The organism is Selenomonadales bacterium, from assembly GCA_018335585.1.
Taxonomy (GTDB): domain Bacteria; phylum Bacillota; class UBA994; order UBA994; family UBA994; genus UBA994.
On the sequence record JAGXRZ010000023.1, the window covers coordinates 1 to 24,426 of the forward strand.

The 24,426-nt window shown below is 56.7% G+C and carries 24 protein-coding genes, 6 tRNA genes and 1 other annotated feature; of the genes, 5 read left to right on the forward strand and 25 right to left on the reverse strand.

The features are described 5' to 3' along the window. Window positions 1–954 (forward strand): gamma-glutamyltransferase (locus tag KGZ66_04430; GenBank protein ID MBS3984840.1); only part of this gene is annotated, 954 nt, incomplete at its 5' end. Window positions 955–956: 2 nt separating this feature from the next. Here the strand turns inward: KGZ66_04430 and KGZ66_04435 are convergent. The 13 genes from KGZ66_04435 to serS all read right to left on the reverse strand — a co-directional run bounded on the left by KGZ66_04435 (window position 957) and on the right by serS (window position 7,504). Further along, window positions 957–1,859, reverse strand: coding sequence for a GNAT family N-acetyltransferase (locus KGZ66_04435; GenBank protein MBS3984841.1), 903 nt, complete (start codon window positions 1,857–1,859; stop codon window positions 957–959). Continuing rightward, window positions 1,852–2,751, reverse strand: a complete 900-nt coding sequence (locus KGZ66_04440) for a DUF2156 domain-containing protein (GenBank protein MBS3984842.1) — start codon at window positions 2,749–2,751, stop codon at window positions 1,852–1,854. The genes KGZ66_04435 and KGZ66_04440 overlap by 8 nt, the downstream gene beginning before the upstream one ends. A 53-nt stretch (window positions 2,752–2,804) precedes the next feature. Then, window positions 2,805–3,461, reverse strand: a complete 657-nt coding sequence (locus KGZ66_04445; GenBank protein MBS3984843.1) for a hypothetical protein — start codon at window positions 3,459–3,461, stop codon at window positions 2,805–2,807. Between the two features lie 183 nt (window positions 3,462–3,644). Beyond that, window positions 3,645–4,040 (reverse strand): type II toxin-antitoxin system death-on-curing family toxin, encoded by a 396-nt coding sequence (locus KGZ66_04450; protein ID MBS3984844.1) that lies wholly within the window; start codon window positions 4,038–4,040, stop codon window positions 3,645–3,647. Window positions 4,041–4,043: 3 nt separating this feature from the next. Beyond that, complete coding sequence (locus KGZ66_04455) at window positions 4,044–4,271, reverse strand: AbrB/MazE/SpoVT family DNA-binding domain-containing protein (protein ID MBS3984845.1); 228 nt, start codon at window positions 4,269–4,271, stop codon at window positions 4,044–4,046. 174 nt (window positions 4,272–4,445) lie between these two features. Beyond that, window positions 4,446–4,537, reverse strand: a tRNA-Ser gene (locus KGZ66_04460). 126 nt (window positions 4,538–4,663) lie between these two features. Further along, a tRNA-Ser gene (locus tag KGZ66_04465) sits at window positions 4,664–4,753 on the reverse strand. A gap of 132 nt (window positions 4,754–4,885) precedes the next feature. Next, entirely contained in the window at window positions 4,886–5,350 is a 465-nt protein-coding gene (gene tadA, locus KGZ66_04470) for a tRNA adenosine(34) deaminase TadA (GenBank protein ID MBS3984846.1), read from the reverse strand. A 169-nt stretch (window positions 5,351–5,519) separates the two neighbouring features. Beyond that, window positions 5,520–5,595: transfer RNA gene (locus KGZ66_04475), tRNA-Arg, on the reverse strand. A 7-nt stretch (window positions 5,596–5,602) separates the two neighbouring features. After that, a tRNA-Arg gene (locus KGZ66_04480) sits at window positions 5,603–5,679 on the reverse strand. A 5-nt stretch (window positions 5,680–5,684) separates the two neighbouring features. Next, a tRNA-Ser gene (locus tag KGZ66_04485) sits at window positions 5,685–5,780 on the reverse strand. Window positions 5,781–6,088: 308 nt separating this feature from the next. Beyond that, a tRNA-Ser gene (locus KGZ66_04490) sits at window positions 6,089–6,177 on the reverse strand. Between the two features lie 37 nt (window positions 6,178–6,214). Beyond that, on the reverse strand, window positions 6,215–7,504 hold the full coding sequence (gene serS / locus KGZ66_04495; GenBank protein ID MBS3984847.1) for a serine--tRNA ligase: 1,290 nt from the start codon (window positions 7,502–7,504) through the stop codon (window positions 6,215–6,217). 154 nt (window positions 7,505–7,658) lie between these two features. Further along, window positions 7,659–7,850: a binding site (T-box leader), on the reverse strand. 172 nt (window positions 7,851–8,022) lie between these two features. Between serS and KGZ66_04500 the strand changes: the two genes are divergently transcribed. Further along, complete coding sequence (locus tag KGZ66_04500) at window positions 8,023–9,213, forward strand: pyridoxal phosphate-dependent aminotransferase (protein ID MBS3984848.1); 1,191 nt, start codon at window positions 8,023–8,025, stop codon at window positions 9,211–9,213. A 49-nt stretch (window positions 9,214–9,262) separates the two neighbouring features. On the opposite strand, the gene KGZ66_04505 is transcribed toward KGZ66_04500, so the two are convergent. Continuing rightward, window positions 9,263–9,841 (reverse strand): sigma-70 family RNA polymerase sigma factor, encoded by a 579-nt coding sequence (locus KGZ66_04505; protein MBS3984849.1) that lies wholly within the window; start codon window positions 9,839–9,841, stop codon window positions 9,263–9,265. A gap of 48 nt (window positions 9,842–9,889) precedes the next feature. Between KGZ66_04505 and KGZ66_04510 the strand changes: the two genes are divergently transcribed. Beyond that, window positions 9,890–11,893 (forward strand): PBP1A family penicillin-binding protein, encoded by a 2,004-nt coding sequence (locus tag KGZ66_04510; protein MBS3984850.1) that lies wholly within the window; start codon window positions 9,890–9,892, stop codon window positions 11,891–11,893. 16 nt (window positions 11,894–11,909) lie between these two features. On the opposite strand, the gene KGZ66_04515 is transcribed toward KGZ66_04510, so the two are convergent. Further along, the gene (locus KGZ66_04515) at window positions 11,910–12,650 is read right to left on the reverse strand and encodes an MBL fold metallo-hydrolase (protein ID MBS3984851.1); all 741 of its coding nucleotides are present in this window, start codon (window positions 12,648–12,650) and stop codon (window positions 11,910–11,912) included. A gap of 507 nt (window positions 12,651–13,157) precedes the next feature. On the opposite strand from KGZ66_04515, the gene KGZ66_04520 reads away from it, so the two are divergent. After that, a complete protein-coding gene (locus KGZ66_04520; protein MBS3984852.1) occupies window positions 13,158–14,093 on the forward strand; it encodes a D-2-hydroxyacid dehydrogenase in 936 nt (311 codons plus the stop codon). On the opposite strand, the gene aroC is transcribed toward KGZ66_04520, so the two are convergent. Continuing rightward, entirely contained in the window at window positions 14,090–15,181 is a 1,092-nt protein-coding gene (gene aroC, locus KGZ66_04525) for a chorismate synthase (protein MBS3984853.1), read from the reverse strand. The two genes, KGZ66_04520 and aroC, sit on opposite strands and share 4 nt — an antisense overlap. Next, entirely contained in the window at window positions 15,174–16,463 is a 1,290-nt protein-coding gene (gene aroA, locus KGZ66_04530; GenBank protein ID MBS3984854.1) for a 3-phosphoshikimate 1-carboxyvinyltransferase, read from the reverse strand. Before aroA ends, aroC begins: the two co-directional genes overlap by 8 nt. A gap of 102 nt (window positions 16,464–16,565) precedes the next feature. Between aroA and KGZ66_04535 the strand changes: the two genes are divergently transcribed. Further along, window positions 16,566–16,766 (forward strand): DUF1858 domain-containing protein, encoded by a 201-nt coding sequence (locus KGZ66_04535; protein MBS3984855.1) that lies wholly within the window; start codon window positions 16,566–16,568, stop codon window positions 16,764–16,766. Between the two features lie 73 nt (window positions 16,767–16,839). Here the strand turns inward: KGZ66_04535 and KGZ66_04540 are convergent, their stop codons facing one another. From KGZ66_04540 to KGZ66_04575, 8 genes are all read right to left on the reverse strand, one after another. Then, window positions 16,840–17,742: a G5 domain-containing protein gene (locus KGZ66_04540; protein MBS3984856.1), complete on the reverse strand. Its 903-nt coding sequence runs from the start codon at window positions 17,740–17,742 to the stop codon at window positions 16,840–16,842. 168 nt (window positions 17,743–17,910) lie between these two features. Further along, complete coding sequence (locus KGZ66_04545) at window positions 17,911–18,297, reverse strand: methylglyoxal synthase (GenBank protein MBS3984857.1); 387 nt, start codon at window positions 18,295–18,297, stop codon at window positions 17,911–17,913. Between the two features lie 87 nt (window positions 18,298–18,384). Beyond that, a complete protein-coding gene (locus KGZ66_04550) occupies window positions 18,385–19,734 on the reverse strand; it encodes a DUF4097 family beta strand repeat protein (GenBank protein MBS3984858.1) in 1,350 nt (449 codons plus the stop codon). Window positions 19,735–19,966: 232 nt separating this feature from the next. Further along, window positions 19,967–20,728 (reverse strand): glucose 1-dehydrogenase, encoded by a 762-nt coding sequence (locus tag KGZ66_04555; protein ID MBS3984859.1) that lies wholly within the window; start codon window positions 20,726–20,728, stop codon window positions 19,967–19,969. Window positions 20,729–20,756: 28 nt separating this feature from the next. After that, window positions 20,757–22,043, reverse strand: a complete 1,287-nt coding sequence (locus tag KGZ66_04560; GenBank protein MBS3984860.1) for a TRAP transporter large permease — start codon at window positions 22,041–22,043, stop codon at window positions 20,757–20,759. Further along, window positions 22,034–22,543, reverse strand: coding sequence for a TRAP transporter small permease (locus KGZ66_04565; GenBank protein MBS3984861.1), 510 nt, complete (start codon window positions 22,541–22,543; stop codon window positions 22,034–22,036). The genes KGZ66_04560 and KGZ66_04565 overlap by 10 nt, the downstream gene beginning before the upstream one ends. 90 nt (window positions 22,544–22,633) lie before the next feature. After that, a complete protein-coding gene (locus tag KGZ66_04570; protein ID MBS3984862.1) occupies window positions 22,634–23,647 on the reverse strand; it encodes a C4-dicarboxylate TRAP transporter substrate-binding protein in 1,014 nt (337 codons plus the stop codon). 129 nt (window positions 23,648–23,776) lie between these two features. Further along, window positions 23,777–24,418, reverse strand: coding sequence for a bifunctional 2-keto-4-hydroxyglutarate aldolase/2-keto-3-deoxy-6-phosphogluconate aldolase (locus tag KGZ66_04575; protein ID MBS3984863.1), 642 nt, complete (start codon window positions 24,416–24,418; stop codon window positions 23,777–23,779). Window positions 24,419–24,426: the final 8 nt, after the last annotated feature.

Genomic DNA, 24,426 nt, shown 5'->3' on the forward strand with positions numbered 1-24,426 from the left:
GAAATAGCTGAACGCATCGACAGCTTTTCGCGCGAGCACGGCGGATACATCGGCGCGGCAGACCTTGCGTCATACTACCCCGAATGGGTGAAGCCACTTAGGGTGAACTACCGCGGGTATGACGTCTGGGAACTGCCTCCCAATGGGCAGGGATTAGTCGCGTTGTTGGCTCTAAACATCCTCGCGGGGTACGAGTTCCCGGAGCGCGACAACATCGAAATGTACCACCGACAAATTGAGGCCGTCAAACTCGCCTTTGCCGACGGCCTCGCTCATATTACCGACCCACGCCAGATGAAGGTGAGGCCAGAGGATCTGCTCTGCCCTGCGTATGCGGCTAAGCGCCGCAGCGAGATTAGCAGCGGTGCCCTAACACCGACCACAGGACTAGATCTGCGGGGCGGCACGGTGTACCTCGCGACGGCCGATGGGGACGGCAATATGGTTTCTTACATACAGAGCAACTACATGGGGTTTGGGGCGCGCGTTGTTATCCCAGGTACAGGCATATCGCTACAAAACCGCGGCCACAGCTTTTCGCTTGACCCGGCCCACGCTAACGTTCTGCTGCCGGGCAAGCGCCCCTTCCACACCATAATCCCCGGCTTTCTTACCAAGGGCGGGACGGCGGTCGGTCCCTTTGGCATTATGGGTGGGCACATGCAGCCGCAGGCGCACGTGCAAGTCTTAATGAACATGCTTGACTTTAACTTGAACCCGCAGGCAGCCCTAGACGCTCCCCGCTGGCAGTGGGTAAGCGGCAGAACCGTACAGGTAGAGCCAAGCTTCCCGCAACACATCGCCGAAGCCTTACTGCGCCGCGGGCACGCCGTGCAGCGCACTGTCGATAGCGTTAGTTTCGGGCGAGGGCAGATTATCTGGCGCGACTCGGCTAACGGCGTACTTTGCGGCGGCACCGAACCGCGCACCGACGGCCATATTGCTCTTTGGTAAGCCTAGTCGAGGGTTAGACCGAGGTATGGTGTGGAACACGCCACAAACTGCAGGCTTCGCGCAGCGGGCGGAGTCAGAGGTTTAATCATGCCAAAGTCAACGGGCTGCCCGGTGCGTCCAAGCAAGGTGCGGTGGGCGGGCAGACGAAAACGGAAATGCTCTGCCGGCACGCTGTCCAAAACGGCGGCACAAAGGGCTGCTTCGTCGTGGGGAGAAGCGCCAAACTCCAGCACCTCGCACTGCCCGGCATGCACAGGCGAGCATAGGGCGTATGCCACACGCCCATTAGAGCACGCGGTCACCAATTGCCCACCGTAAAGCTTAGTTACCCGCACGGCAAAATCAATCGCCTGCTCACTCCAGACCGCGCTCCCGGGGCTTACTGCTACGAAGCTGTCGCGCGTCTCTTTTAGCGCGCGGGGGGTTACATCTACTGTAGGGGCTACTCTGTCGGGCGCGCAACCTGCTCTCTCGAGCTCCCGCCGTGATATTTCACAGAATGCCGTCTTAAAGAACTTGTCAAACCCATGTTTGGCATAGAAATCATATAGCCCCGTGTCGGCCGGAAGCAAGAATGCGTAGTGGTCGCCGCGCGCGGTACCTTCCGCGGCAGACCGCGCCATTAGCTCCCCCATTAGACCCTGCCCCCGCAAGGCTTTATCGGTTGCGGCGGCATAAATGTAGTGTGCTTGTAGCCTGCCCGCCTCAGTAAGGATTTCCCCCGGTAGCATATGGACCATAGCTACTATGCGCCCGTCTACTTTAAGGACTAGCGTGTCTGTGGGATGAAAATGATACGCAAAGAAGAGGTCTACGGCTTCCCTTCGCTCAGCAAAACAGCTCTGCCAAAGGGACGTAATCTCCTCACGCATCGACCAGTCGGCAAAGCGAATTTCTTTAGTCACCCGGCACCGCCCCTTTGAGCGTGACGACGGCCTTTTCTAAAATTTGCGCTGGGTAGTACGACAGCTTAGCCTTGCGCAGCCCCTCTATCCCCATGTCTTCTTCGCGGTTGACGTACTCGTAGCTATAGAGCTGTCGCTCCGCAAACATCTGGTTGATGGCCGCATAAAGGCCTTCGTAGCCATCAAGCGCTTTCTCAAAGTGCACGACAAACACGCGCGGGTTAATCTCTTCACCGAGCGTAAAAGCTACCGGCTTATCGCCAATCCTGATTAGTGCGCCCTTAAAGCCTAAGGCAGAAAAGCTGTCTAAAGAGCGCTTGAGGGCAAAGTTCTCTTTTTCTAGGCCGCCAAGCGTAGGATTGTCCGTACCCAACAACCACTCCCGCTCAATTTTCTCGCAGTCTGCGATATTGGCGGGAGTGATGTCTTCATAGGTGAACTCGTACATGCGCTTAAAGCGCGTGAGGTGGTTGCGCTTGCGGTGGTAGCGCCTGCCGGCGAGGGCAATTAAGTCCTCGGCGTGGTAAAGATAGTCGGCGTTAGCCCGCAAAAAGCGAAAGTGAAACGTGTCCGCAAAGGCGGCCTCCATTAGCCTGGCCTGTTCCTCCGTCACGCCCCACATGCGAAAGCGCTTGTTCGCCGCTTCGCAGTCTTCGAGCAGGGCGGCTAATGCTCGTCTTATGTCTTTGGCATAAGGGAAAAAATAAGTGCAGGCATTCTTGCCAAAACATCCGAACAGCATGTCGTCTTGCCGTGCGATCTTCTTCTCGTAGGCCTCTTGCCATATGTACAAGGTGCCAAAGGCTGCTTCGCTCCCCATGTACCCGCTCTCAGCCAGAATCGGTGATATCCAGCTCTTGTCCGCGAGCGTCAGGGGTCTAAAGTCTAACATCCACTAAGTCCTCTCTCTGCCGCTTGTACCGAAGTGATATTTCTGTCTACGAGCTATTTTACCACTTTCTCGGGCCCAAGGGGAAGAGTGCTGTTGGGCGATGTCCATCTGTCCTGTTCGCCGGTATACCCGCACACACCGCAGCGTGGTGAATTGACAATGGGTAGAACGGCCGCCTCGTCCTGAGCTTTACTGCAGCATTGCTCGCACAGGAGTTCAAACTCCCACGCGTTGGTAGCTGTAGCGGGTGCCCCACAAGTATCGCAGGTTTGACCATGCGGATTGTTTCGCGCAAGTAGACAGACCTTTTCGCGTTGTTTTGGTCGGGAGATTTCGTCAAGGACGGTAAGTAATATCTCTGTCGTCGAGCCGAAATCATATTCGTATTGCAGTTTATCACCAATCGAAAGCGTGGACACTTTCCTTGTCTCGCCAAGCTGGTGTCCATCTCTCCAAAACGCGCTCAGATGTCCGCAACACTCGCACCAAATCTGACGTAGAAACTTGTCCAGCGCAGCTAAGGTGGTGCTAAGCGGCAGAGAGAACAACAGCCAATAGTTCTTATCATGCATCCCCTCGGCTTTTATGAGATAGCATAGTTCGTCGCCGTCGTTATGGCTTTTGAGAACGTGGTTCTTCATCGCAGTTTTTAGAGCAGACTTACCGCACTGAAAACAAGTCCCCGGAGTGCTTTTGGATTGCTTAGACATCTTAATCCTCCCTTTCGAGTATATCGCCCTTCCTGCAAAATAGAGCCTGTAAGGGCTATTCTATAGAGATAGCCCTTTTCCTGTCCCTCGAGGCCCTCTCATTCAGTGCAGGCTAATGTCGCGCACGGTTCATCCTGTTACTGGGCTTGCGTGATGGACTTAACTTCCTCCGTAGAAACGAAACTAGCCGGCCAGCCGAACGGTATGCTGCCGTAGCCACTCGGCCAATGCTCGCTCTGACATACTTCCTGCCGCGACCTGCAGCATTACGTCGACCGCCTCGGCTTCCGGCGCGTTTAAGTCATAGCCGTTAAGGCCAAGGAACACGTACATGGACATCAGGCCCACTCGTTTGTTCCCGTCGATAAAACTATGATTTCCGGTGAGACCGTGCCCTAATACAGCCGCCAGCGTGAAAATATCTGCCGTCGGCTCGTGTAGCCAGTAGTTAACAGGCCGACTTAGTGCAGATTCGAGCAGACGGGAATCCCGCACTCCAAAGTGCCCCCCGTGCTCTCTCACTTGCCTGTGATGGACGGCCTCGATAACCGCTTTGCTTAACCATCGCGGTTCTTTCATACCCTACTTCGCTAGCTCTCTTAGAGCATTGCGATACTGCCTTGCGCCTTTCTCGTAAACAGCCATGGCCTCATCAAAGCGTGGCTCGTAAGGAGTAATGAGTATCCCCTCAGCAGTTTCCGACACATAAACCGCATCGCCCTTGTGAAGATGAAAACGCTCGGCTATTTCCTTCGGGATAGTCGCCCCGATAGACCCCCCCATTTGGCGAAGCACGATCTTCTTGGCCACACAGAACACCTCCGCGTCTATTGTATCAGCCATAGCACATTTATGCTACTCAAGGCAGCTCTGCTGCGCGCTGCGGCCACGCCGCCAAGGCTAAAAGTTCGAGCCAAGTCCTAACTTAGGAAAGATGAAAGAGCCCCGAGGGTTGTCCCCTAGGGCTCTTAATCTTTAGTTTTATGGCGGAGAGAGAGGGATTCGAACCCTCGTCGGGGTATAAGCCCGAACACGATTTCCAGTCGTGCGCCTTAGACCAGCTCAGCCATCTCTCCGTGTTGTTGTAGAATGTCGTTTGACTTGTCCCTTGTCGCTTGTCCCTTGTCGCTTGTGGGGCCCTCTACCAGGAGCCAGAAGCTTGCGCTCGCACAGCTCATAGCTCAATGCTCATAGCTCAAAAGTGGCGGAGAGAGTGAGATTTGAACTCACGGAACGGGTAACCGTTCTTCCGCTTTCGAGGCGGATGCCTTAAACCACTCAGCCATCTCTCCGTGCAAGAGGCAAGAAATAAGAGGCAAGAAACAAGAGCCGCCAGACGCTCTACTGGGCACTGGGCACTGGGCACTCTCACTCTACTAGGAGCTAGGAGCTAGCAGCCCCACGTCCACTGAAACGGTTACGTGCTAACGGCGCTCCGAGCGCAACCGCAACTCCTGAAAGAAACTCGTAAGCAGCGCACCACATTCGGGGGCGAGCACGCCGCCGGTGACTGCTACTTGATGATTAAATTTTGCTTCTGCCAAGACATTCATGACCGAGCCAACCGCGCCTGCTTTCGGATCGAACGCCCCAAAAACGAGGGCGGGTAGACGCGCTAAGACCATGGCACCAGCGCACATAATACAGGGCTCAAGCGTTACGTAGAGGGTGCAGCCAATGAGCCTCCAGCCGCCTAGCGTTTCACTGGCCTGGCGAATGGCTATCATCTCGGCGTGGGCCGTAGGATCCTTAATGGTTTCCCGCAGATTATGCCCGCGCCCGACTATCTCCCCTGCGCGCACAACTACCGCGCCTACAGGTGTTTCCCCTAAGGCTGCGGCTGCTTGGGCCTCGCGGATTGCTTCGCGCATGAAAAACTCATGCTCCATCGCTAGATTCCTCTCTTAGCGCCGGTCGATAGCAGGGATGTGCTCGCATCCCCCTAGTTCATGATTCACGATTCACGATTCATGATTCATGATTGCCTGCAGTTTGCGACTTTGCAGCTCAAGGCGGAAAGCGGATAGCCCCTCACAGCTCATAGCTCATAGCTCACAGTGGTGCACCCGGAGGGACTCGAACCCCCGACACGCGGTTTAGGAAACCGCTGCTCTATCCCCTGAGCTACGGATGCATGTAAATGGCGCGCCCGGCAAGATTCGAACTTGCGACCACCGGATTCGTAGTCCGTTACTCTATCCAGCTGAGCTACGGGCGCGCGTATGGCGGAGAGGGCGGGATTCGAACCCGCGATACGAGTTTAAAGCTCGTATAATCGCTTAGCAGGCGACCGCCTTCGACCTACTCGGCCACCTCTCCGCGCCAATCTAATATAGCATAGTCCTCACCCTGCGGCAAGAAGCACATGAAACGCAAATCACAAAACGCAAATCACAAATCACAAGTAAGAGCCGCGAGCTTTGAGCTGTGAACGTAGGGACGTGCCTGCGGCACGTCCGCGGACGTGCGAACGCACGTCCCTACAACACGTTGACCCTCTTGCTTCTTGTATGCTAGGAGCCGGCAATCCCCCGTTTCTCCTAAGTGCGAAGTGCAAAGTGCGACGTGCGAAGTGCAAAGTACTAGTGAAGCAAAAAGCTCCGTCCCTTTTGCTTCCTTTTGCTTCGTGGCGGAGAGAGAGGGATTCGAACCCCCGGCCCCTTGCGGGGTCACTAGTTTTCAAGACTAGCGCCATAAACCACTCGGCCATCTCTCCGCAGCACAAATCAGTATATCAGCGATGTTTGTTGTCGTCAATTTGCACTTTCTTGCTGTTTTGCCAAGCGCTCAATTTGCATATATGGCTTAAGAACCGCCGGCACCGTCACAGAACCGTCTTCGTTTTGATAGTTTTCTAACACAGCTGCGACAAGGCGATCTACGGCGAGTCCGGAACCGTTCAGTGTATGCACGTATTCCGCTTTGCTGCCGGCTGACGGCCTGTACTTGATGTTAGCCCGGCGCGCCTGAAAATCGCGGAAGTTTGAGCACGACGAAATCTCCATATACCGGTTGTAGCTTGGTAGCCACAGTTCAATGTCGTATTTTTTGGCGGCAGCGAAACCAAGATCGCCCGTACACATCTGCACAATGCGGTAGGGAATCTCAAGCAAGTCAAGCACACGGCAGGCGTCGCGCAACAGAGTATGAAGTTCGTCCTCCGACGTCTCGGGCGCGACAAATTTGACGAGTTCTACTTTGTTAAACTGGTGCATGCGGATAAGCCCCCGCGTGTCGCGGCCCGCGGCACCTGCCTCCGCGCGGAACGACGGGCAGTAAGCGGTGTAATAAAGCGGCAACAACGCGCCGTCAAGAATTTCGTCGCGGTGCATGTTTGTAACTGGGACTTCGGCAGTAGGGTTTAAGTACAAGTCTTTTTCGGCGAGCTTAAAGGCATCGTCCACGAATTTTGGGAACTGACCTGTACCCTGCATGCAGGCATAGTTAACCAAGAGAGGTGGAAACACCTCGGTATAGCCGTGTTCCCGCGTATGCAAGTCGAGCATGAAGTTTATCAGGGCACGCTCAAGCCTAGCTCCTAATCCGCGGTAGAGGGCAAAGCGGCTGCCGGCGATTTTGCTCGCCCGTTCGAAGTCGAGAATGTCGAGGTCGATGCCGATGTCCCAGTGGGCCTTCGGAGGATTGCTAAACCGCCGCGGCTCCCCGACACGCCTTATCTCGACGTTTTCCGTATCGTCTTTGCCGATAGGGACATCGCTGTCCGGCAAGTTTGGAATGCGAAGCAGCAGGGCCTCTAAGTCGGCCTCGGTTGCGCTCACCTCGGCGTCGATGTCCTTCACCTTTTGCCCCGCCGCCTTCATCTCTTCCTGTAAGGCCGACGTTTCTTCGCCGTTCTGCCTGCGGCGGGCAATTTCCTGCGTCACGCTGTTGCGATAGGCTTTAAGCTGCTCTACCTCGGTGATCTTTTGACGACGAGCTTCATCTAGGGCCTGAAACTCCGCTAACGCGGCAGTCTCCCCTTTGGCCGCTACACCTGCTGCTACTTTGGCCATATTGTTGCGGATAAATTTTGCGTCTAACATTTTGGGGCCTCCTTTTGTTATTGTCGCTTGTCTCTTGTGGGGCTAGCGGGCGCCAGCCGCCAGGCGCCCGGAACCAGCAGCGCTCGTCCTCCACGAAGTGCTAAGTGCCAAGTGCGCACTCCCCCTACGCACCAAAGCAAAAACTCGCCCCAATGTGAGGGGCGAGTTATCTCGCGGTACCACCCTAGTTTGCCTTGCGGCCTCTTGGGACTATAACGGCGTCACCGTCTGCGCTCCTCGCGCGCCGCCTTCGAAGTGGACTTCATGCAAACTTACTGACTAGCTCGCACCGACCGCTAGCTCTCTGAACAGATGCTCGCACTACTCGCTTCTGCGCTGCGTTTCACTGATTTTAGCATAAACGTAACCGGGGCGCAACTTTTTGAGCGAGCAGTTATTGGGACAATATCAAAATCTTGCGGCTTTTTTCGCCGGCGATAAAAGCGGAAGGCCCTCTGCAGGGAACTTGCGACGAACGAAGAATACAATATACAAAACGCAGTTAAGGGGGCCTATTCATGAAAAAGCTCGCGGAACGCGCGCTAAACATTACTCCTTCCGTCACACTCAGTATAGACGCCAAAGCCAAGCAAATGGCGGCCCAAGGCATCAAAGTGGTTAACTTTGGTGTGGGCGAACCGGATTTTGACACCCCCGCCCATATTGCTAGAGCCGGTATCGCCGCGATAGAGGCCGGGCAGACGCGCTATACGCCGTCAAGCGGCACGGAGAAACTTCGCCAAGCTATTTGCCAGAAACTAAGCAGGGAAAACCAGCTTACTTACAGCCCGGCGCAGATCGTAGTGTCTAACGGCGCGAAACACAGCATCTATAACGCTCTGTTGGCTCTGTGCGACCCGGGCGACGAAGTCATTGTCCCCGCGCCCTACTGGGTAAGTTACCCTGAGATGGTCAAGATGGCCGGCGGCGCGCCCATAATCCTTGATACCCGCGAAGACGAAGACTTTAAAGTGCGCCCCGAGGAACTGCGTGCCGCCATCACGCCGCGCACTAAGGCGCTTATCCTTAACTCTCCGAGCAATCCGACTGGGATGGTCTATACGGCGAGCGAGCTAAAGGTCATTGCGGACCTCTGTGTAGAGCACCAAATCTATGTTATCTCCGATGAAATCTACGAGAAGCTTATTTACGACGGGACAAAACACGTGAGCATTGCTTCATTCGGTGCCGACATCAAAGAGCTGACCATTGTGGTAAACGGCATGTCTAAGGCTTACGCCATGACCGGCTGGCGTATTGGCTACACCGCTAGCAATTCGGGCCTAGCGGCGGCCATGGGCAGCCTGCAAAGCCATGCAACCTCTAACCCAAACTCTATCGCGCAGGAGGCCAGCGTAGAGGCGCTTGTCGGCTCGCAGGCGGCCGTTAGTGTCATGCTGCAGGAATTTGAGCGCCGCCGTCGCCGCATGGTCGAGCTTCTTAACGGACTACCCGGCGTATCCTGCCGCATGCCGCAGGGTGCGTTCTACGTGATGGCCAATATTGCCGGGCTGCTCGGGGCCTCATACGACAAGGAAATAATCCTCGACGACGTAAGGCTGGCAGGTGTCATGCTCGAAAAAGCATACGTGGCGGTAGTGCCGGGCTCCGGCTTTGGTGCGCGCAACTATATTCGCCTCTCTTACGCGACGTCAATGGAGAATATCGAAACCGGCCTAGGTCGCATGAGAAGTTTTCTGCAGTCATAGAACAAAGAACGGGCTACGCCATCGCGCAGCCCGTTTCGCCCTGTTGACCTTACATTACCACGCCGTACTGACCGAGCAACCGCGCCAGTTCCACGCGCAATTGCTTGCGCGCGCGGTAAAGCTTGCAGCGGATGGATTCTACCGAGCAGGCCATATGCCCCGCCATTTCTTCATAGGACAACCGCTGCAAGTCCTTTTGCACGATAAGTTTCCTGTAGGCGGCCGGCAGACGGCTAAAGGCATTATCGATGCACTTGCGTATGTCCTCCAATTCCCACTTCTTCTCAAGCGCGCTTACATCCAGCCACGCGGGTGGCCGCAGATTAAGCAGTTCGCGCAGATCTAATGTCTGGAGCGAGACAGAAGGCGTGCGCTTCTTTTTGCGCAGCAAATCGACGTGATGATTCTCCATGATGCGCAGGAGCCATGTGCTAAACGAGGATTCGCCGCGAAACTCGCTCACCCGCGCCCACGCTCGCGCGAAGGACTCCTGTACGAGGTCTTCGGCGTCTTGCCACGAGCGAGTAAGTGTGATGGCTCGGCTTCCTGCCAGCGCCCAATACTTGTTGACCATTTCTTCAAAGGCCGCTTTGTCGCCCCTACGCAAACGTTCCAGTAGCTCTGTCACTGTTCGAGGTCTCCTTTCTTGGGCACCCTACACTTGGTGGTGATGCTTATGACCCGCAAACTACATGCGCAGGCGGCAATTCTTGCTTCCCTTGCAGCTGTTACTATTCTGTTTCTCGGGTTAAATACCTTCTTGGCGTTACCTCCATTCGTGCAAAGAGAAGCGAGCCTTGTCTTTGCCCGCGATGGGACATTGCTCACGCGTATTTTTGTGGAAAATCGCGAGGTAATTAGCATAGGGGATGTACCGGAACATCTGTTGCAAGCAATTATTGCTACAGAAGACGCGCGCTTCTATCGGCACTTTGGCCTTGACCCCATCGGCATCGGCCGGGCCTTGTTGGAAGCGCTGCGCAGGCGCCGCTTTGTCGAGGGAGCCAGCACGATTACCCAACAACTAGCGCGCAACCTCTACGACCTCCCCATGGAGCGCACCCTGCGCCGCAAGCTCAAGGAAGCGTATTTGGCGATTCTCTTAGAGCGGCACTACACGAAGCAAGAGATTCTGGAGCTGTACATTAACGAAATCTACATGGGGCATGGTACTTACGGCGTAGAAGCCGCCAGCCGGCACTACTTTAACAAGCGGACGCGGGACCTAAATCTGGCCGAGGCGGCAATGTTGGCCGGGCTTATCCGCGGACCGGAATGGTACTCGCCGCGCGCTAACTTAGAGCGCGCCGAGGCGCGTCAGGCGTGGGTGCTGGGACGCATGGTAACCGAAGGGTATATTACCGAGAACGAGGCGACCGCAGCCAAGGAGGCAGCAGTGGTGCTAGCAGATGCACCGCGCGCCGCAGTCGGGGGAGAACTGCTCAGAAGTTACATCAGAACCTCCCTAGAACAGCATATGCCAAACGGCAGTGCGCTAGCCGCAGTTGCCGGGCTCCGCATCTTTACGACGCTAGACACCTCCATGCAGGCGGCCGCCGAGTCTGCCCTAGCCCGTCTAGCCGACCTGACCGAAAACAGAACGGGTCAAAACGGAGTAATACAACCGCAAGGCGCACTGGTTGCACTAGATCCAAAGACGGGCGAGATCAGAGCCTTGGTGGGGGGGCGCGGCAATGCGCCGCCGGGCTTTAACCGCGCCGTAGAGGCGCTGCGACAGCCCGGGTCGGCCTTTAAGCCCTTTGTCTATGCTACCGCACTACAGCAAGGGCTAACGCTCGCCAGCCAAATAACCTGCGAGCCCGTCACCTTCCCGGAGCCGGAGGGCCCGCCGTGGGCACCTGCGGATTTTGGCGGGGAGTTCCATAACCGACCGCTCTGCCTGCGCGAAGCGCTTGTAGTCTCCTGCAACGTAGTGGCCGCGCGGCTTATCCACCAAGTGACGCCTGCCGCGGCGGCCGCTATGGCAAGGCGCCTCGGCCTAACGACCCCGCTACGGCCGGTGTTGTCGCTGGCGCTTGGCACCTCGGAGACAACGCCGCTCGTTATGGCGCAAGCGTTCGCTCCCTTTGCCAACGGCGGACGCGTGCTGGCGGGACACACGGCCGACCCTATCGTCCGTGTTGAAACACGCGCGGGGCGCGTCGTTAGGGAAGCACGCCCGCGGTTGGTGCCGGGTGCGCTCGACCCGCGCATTGCCTACCTAGTTACCAGTGCGCTCAGGGACGTTATCGCCTCGCCGCAGGGTACCGGACGAGGCGTCCTAAGAACTTTCACCCGGCCGGCGGCGGGGAAAACAGGCACTTCCGAAGACATGCTGGACGCTTGGTTCGTAGGCTATACGCCGCAGTTAGTCGCGGCCGTGTATGTAGGCAACGACCGTGGCGAAACGCTGGGGGGCACGGGAGGAGCGTTGGCCGTTCCTATCTGGGCGCACTTTATGCAGGCGGCCCACAAGGGCCTGCCGATAGAAGACTTCACGCGCCCGGAAGGCATCGAGGAGATAACCATCTGTGTCGAAAGCGGCTTGGCGGCACGGGAGGCATGCCCGGCCGACACGCTACGGACGGAGTTATTTCTGACGGGCACCGCCCCCGCCGAACCCTGTGACGTGCATCGGCCCGCCTTGGAGTGGCGTTTCCCGTGGGACTGGTTTCGCTAGCCTAACTTGGGCCGCTTTAGCACTCGATCTGAAGGCCAGAGTATGCTAAGACCACTTCGCCGTTAAACGCCGCCCGCGCCTCAGCTAGGAGCTCTGCGTTATCGCCGCGCGGGGGCAGGTGGGTGAGGATTAGCTCCCCGACCATCGCCTGCTCGGCTAAGATGCCGCATTCCCGCGCACTCATATGCTGCGCTAAGTTTTGGCCCTTGTCTTGTTCGGTAAAGCTTGCTTCCACCAATAGCACATCGGCAAGTGCAGCGAACTCCACGAGCCCTTCGTCCCACTCCGTATCGCCGGTATAAACTAGGCTACTCCCGCCTGCCTCCACGCGTACGGCGTAGCAGGGATATACGTGCTTGGTGCGATAGAAGGAGAAGGTCATCGCGCCCAGCCCAAAGCGAAAATGCTCGTCGATATGGCGCACGTCTAACACCTCGCGAAAGGGTATGACGGCGCGCTCAAGCGCGGGTTCGGCGGGACAGTACACCGGAAGCGCCGTGGCCACGCCGCGGGCCATGCCTAGCATGCGGGCATAGCGCAGCACGAGCAGGTCGCAAAAGTGGTCGGCGTGCAGGTGACTGAGCACCACTGCCGATAGGTCGCCCTTACGCACATCGATATACTGGCCAAGCTTTGACACCACGCCACTGCCGCAATCCAGTAACACGCGTACTTCTCCCTCAGTCAAAAGATACCCCGGTCCCGCGCCTCCTGCCGGAGGATAAGGCGAATGACACCCCAGCACTGTCAACTGCAATTTACACACCTCGCTATACTTAGTTTTTCCCGGGCAATAATTGCGCCCATGCCTATTTTACTACTCTCGAAGTGATGCGGCTAGCGCGGCAGGGAAACCTTGCTCCAACGCGAACAGGATGATAGGAAGGATGAGGAGGGAGCTAGGGAAACTAATTCATACGGATGGGCTGGAATAAGGGGTGCACTGACCCTGTCCTATCCATCTCATCCGTCCAATCCGGTCCATCCGTGTTAATTCACAATCTCCTCCCTCCCCATCTCCCCTATCCTCCTCGTATCTACTCAATCCGAAATGAATCGGCGACGCCTAATTCTGTCGGATGATCAGGATACGGGGGTGATGGGAAGGATGAGGAGAGAACTAGGGAAGTTAATTCAGACGGATAGATTGGGATTTACAGGATAGGACGGATAAGGGGTGCTAATTCACAATCTCCTCCCTCCCCATCTCCCCTATCCTCCTCGTATCTACTCAATCCGACATAAATCGTAAAGGAGGTATTCTATGACCACTATTTTGGTGCGTGGTGAGCTTAGTGCCGACGAGCGAGCACAGATTAACGCAGCTTTCCCGGAGGCAGAGGTAATCACCGCAGAAGGCGACGAGTTTCTGCGTCACCTGCCCGGAGCCGATATCGTCTGGGGAGGGCTGCGCCCGTCGCAGATAGCCCTTGGCAAACGCTTAAAGCTCATTCAAGTGCTGAGTGCCGGTGTCGACCATATGCTCTCACCTGAACTTAGAGCAAGCCAAGCCGAGCTCTGTACTACTAGCGGCATTCATCAAGAGACAATCGCCGAACATGTGCTGGGGATGATGTTGTGTCTAGTGCGCAGCTACCCAGCCCACATCTTAAACCAGCAAACGAAGAACTGGCGCCCCACCGAGCCTAAGCTTCTCTACGGCCAGACCGTAGGCATCTTAGGGTTTGGCGCGATTGGGCAGGCGATCGGCTCGCGGGCTAAGGCCTTTGGCATGCGGGTTATCGCCGTGCGCAAACACCCCGCGCCCTCGCCCTGTGCCGATGAGGTGGTGGCGGATAGGGAACTAGACACCATTCTGCCGCGCGTAAAGCACCTAGTTGTGGCTCTCCCTCTCACCCCAGAAACAGACAATCTTTTGCATCGCGAGCGCTTGGCACTGCTACCCGCCGGAGCCTACTTCTACAACATCGCGCGGGGCAAGGTAGTAGACGAAGTTGCCTTAGCCGAGTTCCTGCAAGGCGGGCATCTCGTCGGCGCGGGTCTGGATGTCTTTGCCGAAGAGCCTCTCCCCCCCACAAGCCCTTTGTGGTCGATGAGTAACGTCCTAGTCACGCCGCATTGCGCGGGGTCGCTGCCAAATTACCGTGAACGAGCGCTGGCTATCTTCCTCGAAAACCTGCGCCGCTTGCGTCAAGGCGAGGCTCTTATCAACACCGTAGACAAACAAGCCGGGTACTAGGACCACTGTGCGGGGCTGTCTAGCATAGCGGCTAGGAGTACCCACGCCAACACGGCTTCAGCCACCACTGCCGCGGCAAACACGGCTGTCACGTCGCTGCGCTCGCGCACAGGGCATGCTTCTTTAAGAGTAGCAAGGTCTACCGTAACGCCGGGAGCGAGGGTAGGAATGGGCTTAACGGCGCAGGAGAACAGCAATGGCTGCCCTGTCGTCATGCCCCCCGCTAGCCCTGCGTTGGCGTTCCCTTCGTAGTAAATGCCTTTTTGGGGGTCGTAGCGCAGGCTGTCGCCCGCCACGCCGGGCGCATGGCGAGCCTCGGCAAAAGCTCTGCCGATTGCCACTCCCCTTACGGCCGGAATAGACATGAGCGCCCCGGCTATTTGCCCGTCGAGGCGCCTGTCGGCGTGCACGTAAGAGCCCAGCCCGACAGGCAAGTGAAAGGCCGCCACTTCGATTATGCCGCCGACGCTTTGCGCCTCTTTGCGGCACACTGCCAGTAATTCTTCTGCGGCTTTGGCCTTCCCTGCGCCTACGGCAAGAGGATGTTCGCGTGCGCGCCTAAATACTTCTTCCGTCGCGTCTGTCTCCCCTAGCGTGAGCGGGCCTAGTTCGGCTACACGGCTGTAGATACTAATGCCCCTTTGGCGCAACGCTTGGCGGGCTACGGCCCCGATGGCCGTGCGCAGGGCGGTTTCGCGCGCGCTGGCGCGTTCGAGGACACTTCGCGCATCGTCAAACCCGTATTTGACCATGCCTGGGTAGTCGGCGTGCCCCGGCCGCGGGCAGGTAATCTTTGGAGCGCCGCTTGGAAGCTCTGGGTGCATGCTCTCCGCCCAGTTAACGTGGTCGCGGTTAGAAATTTGCAGGCAGAGCGGGCTACCTAATGTAACGCCGCCCCGCAGCCCGGCCAGCACTTTCACCGCATCTTGCTCAATCTTCATGCGTTCGCCGCGTCCGGGGACACGCTGTCGGCGGGCTAACTCGGCGTCAATCTCGCGCACGTCTACCCGCATTCCTGCGGGCAGGCCCTCAATAATGCACGTTAGCGCCGGGCCGTGCGACTCGCCTGCGGTGAGATATCTAAGCATGCTGTTTCCCCCCTCTAGCCAGTTGCTCTAGCGTCGCAAAAAACCCTCTGTAGGACACGGCCACACATTCGGCTCCCTGTAAGGTCGTTGTGCCCTCTGCCCTGCAGCCTGCCACAGCCAGAGACATCGCCAAGCGGTGGTCGCCATGCGAATTGACGTGAGCGCCCTTAAGCTTGCCTCCCTCGATAACAAATCCATCGGGCAACTCCTGACATCTTACCCCCATCTGCGTTAGTTCGCCAAGCAGCGCCGTAATACGGTCGCTTTCTTTTACCCTTAGTTCAGCGGCGTCGCGCACTTCGGTCTTGCCAGCGGCGAGCGCTGCCGCCACCGCGAGGATGGGCAGTTCGTCAATTAAGCGCGGAATGTCTGCTCCCCCCACACTAAAGCCGCGCAGCTTCCCCCCTAGCACGTGAACACTGCCGACCGGCTCGGGCTCTGTGCGCTGCACGGTGATGGTCAAGCGCGCTCCCATAGCCTGCAGCACGTCCAACACGCCCGTCCGCGTGGGGTTTAGTCCCACGTTTAGCACAGTCAACTCCGCCCCCGGCGTTACAGCGGCCAAAACTAGGAAAAACGCCGCGCCGGAGATATCGCCGGGAACCTCAAAGTCACAGGGGTTTAAGGCTTGTCCGCCGCGGAGCTCCACATAACCCGTGTGATAGTCGATGTTGCACCCAAAAGCCCGCAACATACGCTCCGTATGGTCGCGCGTGGGATGCTTCTCCCAAATCCGTGTTGTGCCCGTCGCACTGAGCCCCGCTAAGAGCAAGGCCGATTTCACTTGGGCACTGGCTATAGGCAAGCGGTGGTCCCGCGCGGTAAGCTTCCCACCCGCTACTACTAAGGGCGGGCGTCCCCCGCTTGTCTTAGCTAGAAGCTGTCCCCCCATTAGCGTCAGCGGGTCCACAATTCTCTGCATGGGGCGTCGCGATAACGAGGCGTCGCCGACGAGTGTTGCCTGTAGGCTACTCCCCGCCAAAAGCCCTGCCAATAGGCGCATGGTTGTGCCCGAGTTGTCGCAGTCGAGTGCCGCCTGCGGCTCACGCCAGTGCGAGAGACTCCGTCCCGTGACGCAAAATCTTCCCGCGTGTTCTTCTACGGCAATCCCAAGTTGACATATACAGCGCTTGGTCGCCGCCACGTCTTCCGCATCCGACAGGCCGACTAGCCGCGAAACACCCGGCGCTAACGCCGCGATTAACAGCGCGCGGTGACTGATAGATTTATCTCCCGGAACCCGGATATCTCCCCTAAAAGCCTCTATTTGCTTAAACCGCATCGTCTACCCCCCAGTTGTATCAGTGTAACATATTGCCTATCGGTCTGCTGCCGATTAATGCCGATTTGTGGTATACTAAGGCTAAGTTTGGAGGTGTGAAGGATGAAAGTAACCCGCGACATGGGCATTCAAGATGTGGTGGACAAGTTCCCGCAACTAGTGCCGGTGTTTTTCAAGTATGGTCTAGGCTGCTTGGGTTGCGCCGCCGCTCGCTTTGAATCTATCGAGCAAGGAGCAATGGCGCACGGCATTGACGTAGATGCGCTAATTAAAGACCTGAACCTAGCGCTTGAGAAGAAGTAGCACTTAGCAAGGTACTTAAAGCAGAGGGGCTGTCTCCATCCGGTGATGGGACAGCCCCTCTGTTGTTTAGCGTCTACCTTGCCAAGACATACACGCGCATGCGTCGGCGTCCGAAGCGAATGGCGTCTTCGACACGCTCAAAGTAGATGTCGATGCGGTTCCCTTGAATGGCACTTCCGGTGTCGGTGGCAAAATACCTGCCGTTAAACTGGGCGGAGAAGGCACACAGCCCTTCCACATAGACGTGGCTGAGGAGCGGAATCAAGTCCGGGTCTACTGCGATATGTCCGACCTCCACGGGCAGTCCCGAGCGCGTAATGCCAAAGGCTGGGTGTCCGGGAGACTTGCCTGTGCTCTCCGGGCCTGCGGTGTAGGCGGTGGCTATCACATACAACACCCTCGTAAAGCGGTAGGTGTTGCCTCCGCGCGAGAGAGAGCCAATCGTGCCGTACTCCACGATTCTGTCGACCTTCGGCTCTAGCACTTCCGAACTGAGCAGCGTCTTAGATACGCGCTGGCCGTCCTCGTACACAACCTCGTAGTGCTCGGCTCGGCGCCCTTCCCTGCCGCGCTGTATTGTACGTGTGACGCCTCGTTCTAGGTTGTGGTTGGCGCGCCGAATCTCGTGGAAATAGATGCGTTCGTGCTCTACAATCTGACTCTTGGTCACGCGCGTAACCACTATTTCCATTTGGTCTTGAATCTTACCGGCTAGTTCGGGGCTTACTCTGTCATGTTCTCCAAGGACAATCTTTGCTGCTGCTAACGCTTCTTCTACCGTAGCGACACGCACCTCTAGTGCTATCTCTTGGCCATCAGCCACAATGGTGATCGCGCGTGCCGGCGTCAACAAGCCTAGCGTGTAACCTACTTGCTGTGTCACACCCGTGAAACTTCCCCCGAACCCCAGTAGAGTGACGGCAAGGAGCAATCCCAGTGCAAGTGCAATCCTAGCTCTGGTCTGGCTAGTTGCCATTCAACTACCTCCTTTATGCTTTTCTCCTAGCGCATGTTTGGTAGCGCTTGCTAAGAATCTATCCATTTCTTACAGCGTGTATACGTTCCTACTCCATACTATGGGCGAGCAGACGTAAATTCCAACACGTGCGCATCAGTTTATCACATCGTCCTGTCTTTGCCAAGGCTAGCAGCCGCAAAGCGCAGGCTTCTGTGAGCATGCTGTCAGCAAGGCGCGGGCGGTACCTAGGTTAGTGGCCAAGGGAACATCGTGTACGTCGCATATCCTAAGCAGCGCGGTGATGTCAGGCTCGTGCGGTTGGGCGGTCAGCGGGTCGCGCAGAAAGATAACTACGTCTATCTGTCGTGTGGCCACCATAGCGCTAATCTGCGCGTCGCCACCCTGTGGGCCTGACAGCACTTGCGTCACCTCTAACCCGGTCATCGCACTTAGCTGGGCTCCGGTAGTAGCCGTGGCGACTAGGCGCTGCGCCTTGAGAAAGCTGTGGTGCTCTTTGGCGAGCTTAATCATGGCTTCTTTCCTCTGGTCGTGGGCAATTAGCGCAATGCGCATGTTGTTCCCCCTCATTGTCAAAATAACAAAGTCGTCGGCTTCCCGACGACTTTATCTTCCCCACGCGACGTGTCTTTCCCTGCCGGGTTAGCGGGCGGGCGCTATGTTTATCGAGCCGTGCACCGACTTGGCCTCGATTTCTAGCCAAGCGGAGAAGTCGCCTTCGCTCTCAGCCCGAAGCTTCCTGCCTACCGTATGCCGGACGACGTCTACCTTAAGGCCTAAGCCTTCTGCTTCTACAGAGCCGTGTACGTTGGCGCCCTTAATCTTAACGCCGACGTCTTGGCTGTTTGCCAGTCGCAGGGTTATGCTGCCGTTTACGGTGTCTAGAGCCATCGTCCCCGCGTGCAGTGTGGGGCAAGTAACCGAGAGACTACCGTTAACCGTGCGGCACGCTACACTTGCCGCCGCGCCGTAAAGCTCCACGCGGCCGTTTACGGAGGACAGGCTAATCTCGCTCGCCATACTCTCGACCGCGACTTGGCCGTTAGTGGTGCTGGCTCTAAGTCGCTTGGCGGCGACGCCTTTGACGCGAACACTCCCGTTTACGGCGCTTAAGTCAAGGTCATAGATATGGTTTTGCGGCAGGCGCAGATGAAAGTTGACGGCGCGCGCTTGTCCAAACACTTGCTTGGCCGCAATAACTAGGCCTTCCGCGGTCGTCTCGACTGAGTACAGATTGCGGCTTAAGGCCTTCGCCTCGGCAGCGTTAGCCGCGCGGGCCGACTTTTCCGCCGTCAAGTGCCACTTGGCGTCGTCGGTGAGCTCGACTATTACTCGCCCGTTGACCCCGCGCACTACAATGTGCGGCACGGGCACGTTAGGTATTTCACCGGAAAGATTCTCTTGCCAGTTGTACGTCTGTCCCCCGCCTAAAGCACTAATGACGCTGGCCAACACGCCGCCGGTCGGCTCACAGTGCCCTTCCTCATCTTCGTCTTCTTCTTCCTCTTCCTCCTCTTCTTCGAGTTCTTCGAGCTCATCCTCGATTTCCTCGACCTCATCCTGCATTTCGTCGATTTCGTCTTGCATGCTCTCTATCTCTTCTTCTGTCTCCTCAGCTAAGTCTGCTGTAGCACTTTCATGCCGCAGGCGTTGCTTTAGCTCCCGCCGCATTTCCTTAAGGCGCTGCTTCGCCTCGCGCAGCTTCTCCCGCATTTCGTCGCGGGCCTCTTCTGCGAGCTCACGCGCTTGCTCCCGCGCACCCCGCTGCTCCTCACGCAGGATTTCGTTAGCGCGGCGCACAGCCTCCTTAGCTTCCTTGCGCGCACGCTGTACGACTTCACTCGCGACATCGCGCAGGTCACTAAAGAAGGCGCCTTCTGATTCGTGGGTTCTCCTAGCAGGCTGAGCAGCGTTCAACAGGCGGGTCGCCTCATCGGCGGTAATCTTGCCGTCCCGCAACATCTCCAGTATCATCTTGGTCTCTTCACCCATACTAACACCTCCTTGATATATTATAGCGCATATCTTAATATAATCAAGGGTACGGGCGCATTTCGTCGGATTATTGGGATGCGGCAGGAAGGATGAGAAGAACCTGCGAAGGAAATTCAAACGGATAAGCCGGATTTGCAGGATGAGCCGGATTAGGGGGCACCCTTGCCCTCTCCCATCCGTCCTATCCGACCCATCCGGCCCCATCCGCATTAATTCGTTAGCTCTCTCCCTAAATTAGCGCACCGCCGTCGATGTTGATTATACTCCCGTTCATAAACGCAGCTTCTTCGCAGCAGGCAAAAAGTATGGCATAGGCGATTTCGCTGTCTAGGCCAAATCTCCCCATAGGTTGGCGGGCCATAAACTCCTGCCGCGCTTTTTCCGGGTCCGGCAGCGCTTGAAGGCGCTCCTCAAGCGAGGCGGTATAGGTCGTGCCCGGGCAAACGCAATTCACCCTAATCTTATCCCCGAGGTGGTCTGCCGCCATGGCTCGGGTTAGCGCCAAGACAGCCCCTTTGGAAGCGCAGTAGGCGCTCCTGTCGAGAATGCCCTTTTGCGCCGCCACGGAGGCGATATTGACAATTACTCCCCCGCCTTGTTTCTTCATCTGCCGCACGGCGTGTTGGGATACCAAGAAAGTCCCCTTAACGTTAACTTGCATGGTGAGGTCAAAGGCCTGTTCAGACATGTTATCTACACGCCCGGGCAGTACGATGCCGGCGTTATTTATCACGATATCGAGCCTGCCGAAGGCGCGGACTACTTGCTCAACCATAGACGAAACCTCATCTGCCTTAGTGACATCGGCTTCGACGTAGATGCCACGCTGCCCTGTGGCCGTAACTAGCCGCAACGTTTCTTCCCCGGCCGCAGCAGGAGGTATGTTGTTGACCGCTACCGTCGCTCCGTGTTCGGCAAAGGCCACCGCCGTCTTTCTGCCTATTCCCCCGCCGGCGCCTGTAATGAGCACAACTTTGTCCTTGAAGTTCATGGTCTGCCTCCTTAAAATATGGCGCAGGCTAGCCGCGCCCGAACCATAGATTCGGCAAGTACAACACCATTTGCGGCCAAAAGATTATCGCTACCACTACTAAGACAATAGACGCCATAAACAGCCACGAATCGCGCACATATTCCTGAAACGAACACTCAAAGATGGAGCATACCACAAACATAACCACACCTAAGGGCGGAGTTAGTAACCCAATGGTCAGCGTCAACACCATCACCACCCCAAAGTGAACGAGGTCGATGCCTAGCGCACGCGCTACGGGAATCAAGATCGAGGTTAAGAGGAGTATGAGCACCGTAGAATCCATAAACATGCCCGCCACGAGCAAAAACGCCACAATAATCAGTAAGGCCACCCACGGCGTAGTAGAGACGCCCAAAATGAACCTTACCAAGGCCTGAGGAATATTTTCCCACGTGATGCCGTAGCTAAACACTGACGACATGGCAATAATCAGCATAATCATGCCGATGTCAACTACGGTACGTTGCAGGCAGGCCATAAGCTTTTTCCACGTTAGTTGGCGATAGGCCAGAACACCAATCACAAGTGCATAGACTACGGCGAAAGCACCCGCCTCAAACGGCGCAAAGAAACCACCACGCAAACCTATAATAAGCAGGATGGGGAACAGAAAAGCCCACACACAATCAACTAACGTGCGCAGAACCTCCCCAAGCGAGCCGCGCTGTTCGCGCTCCGGCACATATCCCTTGCGCCGTGCGACAAAGGCGACACCAAACATCAGAACTACCGTCATCAAGATGCCTGGCACTATCCCCGCGGCAAAGAGCCGCCCGATGGAGACCTCGCCGATGCTGCCGTAGAGTACAAGGCCGATACTTGGAGGAATCATGGTCACGATAAGTGCGCTAGTGCCGATAATGCCTGCCGAGAACCCTTTAGAATAGCCTCGCTGCAGCATGCCGGGGCCTAGAACGCGTCCTTGCATAGACGCGTCGGCAATAGCAGAGCCCGACACACCCCCCATCATCGCAGACAAAATCACGGTCACTTGAGCCAGTCCTCCCCGCATATGCCCCACAAGCACGGCGGCCAGCTTCATGAGCCGCTCGGTAATGCCCGTTTCATTAAGCAGATTCCCGGCAAAAACAAATAACGGTATCGCGAGGAGCACGAGGCTTTGCACCTGCGTCAAAATTAACTGCCCTGGAATGGTGAATGGCAACGTGCCAAGTTGGATGAAGAACACAACCCCAGCAATGCCAATGGCGAACGCCACGGGCATACCAAGAAACATCAGCACCAGAAAGACGGCAAAGACTAGTGCCATAATTTTATCCCCGCCTTCTCTAGCCTCGCGAATCTTAGGTGCTCAAAAAGTTTAACGCTCGACGTAATCAGCATAAGGAGCGCCCCTATCGGAAGACTCACCGCCACATAGCTATAACTAACGCGGGGTAGCCCTTGAAAGCGCACGAATCTGCTAGTGTAGGTAAGCGATATGCCGTAGTAGATAAGGTACACTAGAAAACCTATGATTAGCAGCCAGTTAATTGTCTTTATAATAAAGTTGACGCGTGGCGAGAGGTGGCTGGTGAGCACATCTACCCGCACCAATTTATCCTCCCGCAAGCAAGCATCGGCACAAAAAAACACACACCACACAAACACGAATATGGCCATGTCCTTTGTCCAACCGAGCGGCCGCCCGGCGGTCCTAGACACGGCAGAGATAAAAATCAGCGCGGTAAAAGCTAGCACTCCAGCCTTCGCTAGAAACAGCTCCGCCTTACCCAGAAAAACATACGCCCTGCACAGCGCTTCTTTCACGCCAGTTCCCCCTTTTGCCTGAAGCCATGTATCTTGGGCAACTTCAGCCCACCGCTCGCAGTGGGCTGAAGTTGCTTGCGAAGCGTCGCGTTAGGGCCGAGTCTTGCCAAGCTGCTGCCAAATTTGATCGCGGAATGTGGTGAGATTGAGTGCCGTGTAGGCTGCTTCAGCAGCTTGCCTAAACGCAGCGAGGTCGACATCCTGCACGATGGTCATGCCTCTTTGGCGGAACTGATCGCGCAGCTGTGCGGCTTGTTGCTCCATACCACGCGAGGTCTCTAGCCCAGCACGCTCGTTCTCCTCCACGAGGATCTTCTGTAGGTCCTCCGGCAGGCTGTCAAACCACGCGCGACCGACGATAGAGAAGTTAATCAAGCGAATGTGCCCTGTTTCACTTAAGTGGCTGGCGACTTCGTGCAGGCGCATCCCTTCCACATTGCGGTACACTAACTCTGCGCCGTCAATGGCCCTAGTTTGCATAGCTGTGTAAACCTCACCAAAGGGAAGCGCTACCGGTGTTGCTCCAATGGCACGGATAGACTCCTGCCAGATAGGTGCTCCCGGCGTTCTTATGCGCAGTCCCGCCAAATCTCTCGGATGTCTAATCGGCTTGTTCGTTACCATATGACGTTCGCCTTGTACCCAGTAGAACGACAGCACTTTGATCCCGTACTTTAGCTCGAGCTCCCTAATCCACTGCTGTACAAGGGGGAGTTGCCTTAGTCTCTGCACTTCTTCAATGCTTTCCACGAAATACGGGGCATTCATCACGGCGATGCCCGGCACGTACATGCCTAGTCTGGCCGAGTCGGTGTTTTGGCCGATGTTAGCACCCATGCGGAGCTGCTCGATAATGTCCTCTTCGCGTCCAAGCGCCGCACTGTGTGAAACTTCGATGGTCAGGCGGCCGCGGCTGCGCTCGTTGACGCGCTGCGCCCACTTTAGGAAGCCTTCGTGATAGGGTTCGGTCGGTGCCAGCACGTGGTTAAACCGCAGCGTGAACTTCTCTTCCGCTGCCCGCGGCTGACAGCCAACCGTCAGGACCGTGGTTAAGGCGACGACGAGTGCCAGAACGGCTAGAATCATGAGCCTAAACTTTTTCATAGACTGACTAACCCTCCCCTAAATAATAAGTAGTAGGAACGCGCGACTACATCCTCTCTGTTGCCTCATCCCACTCCTTTCTCTGGCTACCTCTACTAATGTCTACGCCGATTTGGCGATAGCCTACATCTATGACCCGCGCGCTGCCTTAATCGCGCTTAGCATATTTCTCGCGTATGCGGTCACGGCTTCATAGTTGCCAAGTTTAGCCGGAGCGGTCAGTTGGCTGCCGACGCCTACGGCCACCGCGCCGCTCTTAATCCACTCCCCGACGTTTTCTAGGGACACGCCGCCTGTGGGCATAAAGTTAGCATGCGGCAGAGGCCCAAGGAATGACTTAATAATCGCCGGACCATAGAGCTCACCGGGGAAGACCTTAAGGATGTCCACGCCACACTCCATGGCCTCGACCGCCTCACGCACGGTCATTACGCCGGCCAAATAAGGCACCTGGTAGCGATTGCAGAGTTTGGCCGTCTCTTGGTTGAGATGCGGGCTGACTACGTAGCGGGCTCCCGCTAGGATGGCCATGCGAGCGGTTTCGGAATCTAGCACCGTCCCGGCGCCGAGCAGCAGCTCGTTCTTGTACTGCGCCCGCAGCGAGCCGATGATCTCTAGGGCACCGGGGACGGTAAACGTAATCTCGACCGCAGATAGGCCTCCCGCCAAACACGCAGCGGCGATTTCTTCGGCCGTAGCGGCGTCCTCGGCGCGCACGACGGCCACCAGTCCACTCTTAACTAATGCGCCGAGCACATCATGCTTTTTCATTACCCTGA

Coding starts and splice junctions, on each gene's coding strand:
- KGZ66_04510 (MBS3984850.1), top strand. CDS start 9,890: ATGACCCGCAAACTACATGCGCAGGCGGCAATTCTTGCTTCCCTTGCA.
- KGZ66_04575 (MBS3984863.1), bottom strand. CDS start 24,418: ATGAAAAAGCATGATGTGCTCGGCGCATTAGTTAAGAGTGGACTGGTG.
- aroC (MBS3984853.1), bottom strand. CDS start 15,181: ATGCTTAGATATCTCACCGCAGGCGAGTCGCACGGCCCGGCGCTAACG.
- KGZ66_04560 (MBS3984860.1), bottom strand. CDS start 22,043: ATGGCACTAGTCTTTGCCGTCTTTCTGGTGCTGATGTTTCTTGGTATG.
- KGZ66_04450 (MBS3984844.1), bottom strand. CDS start 4,040: ATGAAAGAACCGCGATGGTTAAGCAAAGCGGTTATCGAGGCCGTCCAT.
- KGZ66_04570 (MBS3984862.1), bottom strand. CDS start 23,647: ATGAAAAAGTTTAGGCTCATGATTCTAGCCGTTCTGGCACTCGTCGTC.
- serS (MBS3984847.1), bottom strand. CDS start 7,504: ATGTTAGACGCAAAATTTATCCGCAACAATATGGCCAAAGTAGCAGCA.
- KGZ66_04555 (MBS3984859.1), bottom strand. CDS start 20,728: ATGAACTTCAAGGACAAAGTTGTGCTCATTACAGGCGCCGGCGGGGGA.
- tadA (MBS3984846.1), bottom strand. CDS start 5,350: ATGGAGCATGAGTTTTTCATGCGCGAAGCAATCCGCGAGGCCCAAGCA.
- KGZ66_04520 (MBS3984852.1), top strand. CDS start 13,158: ATGACCACTATTTTGGTGCGTGGTGAGCTTAGTGCCGACGAGCGAGCA.
- KGZ66_04550 (MBS3984858.1), bottom strand. CDS start 19,734: ATGGGTGAAGAGACCAAGATGATACTGGAGATGTTGCGGGACGGCAAG.
- KGZ66_04440 (MBS3984842.1), bottom strand. CDS start 2,751: ATGTTAGACTTTAGACCCCTGACGCTCGCGGACAAGAGCTGGATATCA.
- aroA (MBS3984854.1), bottom strand. CDS start 16,463: ATGCGGTTTAAGCAAATAGAGGCTTTTAGGGGAGATATCCGGGTTCCG.
- KGZ66_04535 (MBS3984855.1), top strand. CDS start 16,566: ATGAAAGTAACCCGCGACATGGGCATTCAAGATGTGGTGGACAAGTTC.
- KGZ66_04445 (MBS3984843.1), bottom strand. CDS start 3,461: ATGTCTAAGCAATCCAAAAGCACTCCGGGGACTTGTTTTCAGTGCGGT.
- KGZ66_04540 (MBS3984856.1), bottom strand. CDS start 17,742: ATGGCAACTAGCCAGACCAGAGCTAGGATTGCACTTGCACTGGGATTG.
- KGZ66_04500 (MBS3984848.1), top strand. CDS start 8,023: ATGAAAAAGCTCGCGGAACGCGCGCTAAACATTACTCCTTCCGTCACA.
- KGZ66_04545 (MBS3984857.1), bottom strand. CDS start 18,297: ATGCGCATTGCGCTAATTGCCCACGACCAGAGGAAAGAAGCCATGATT.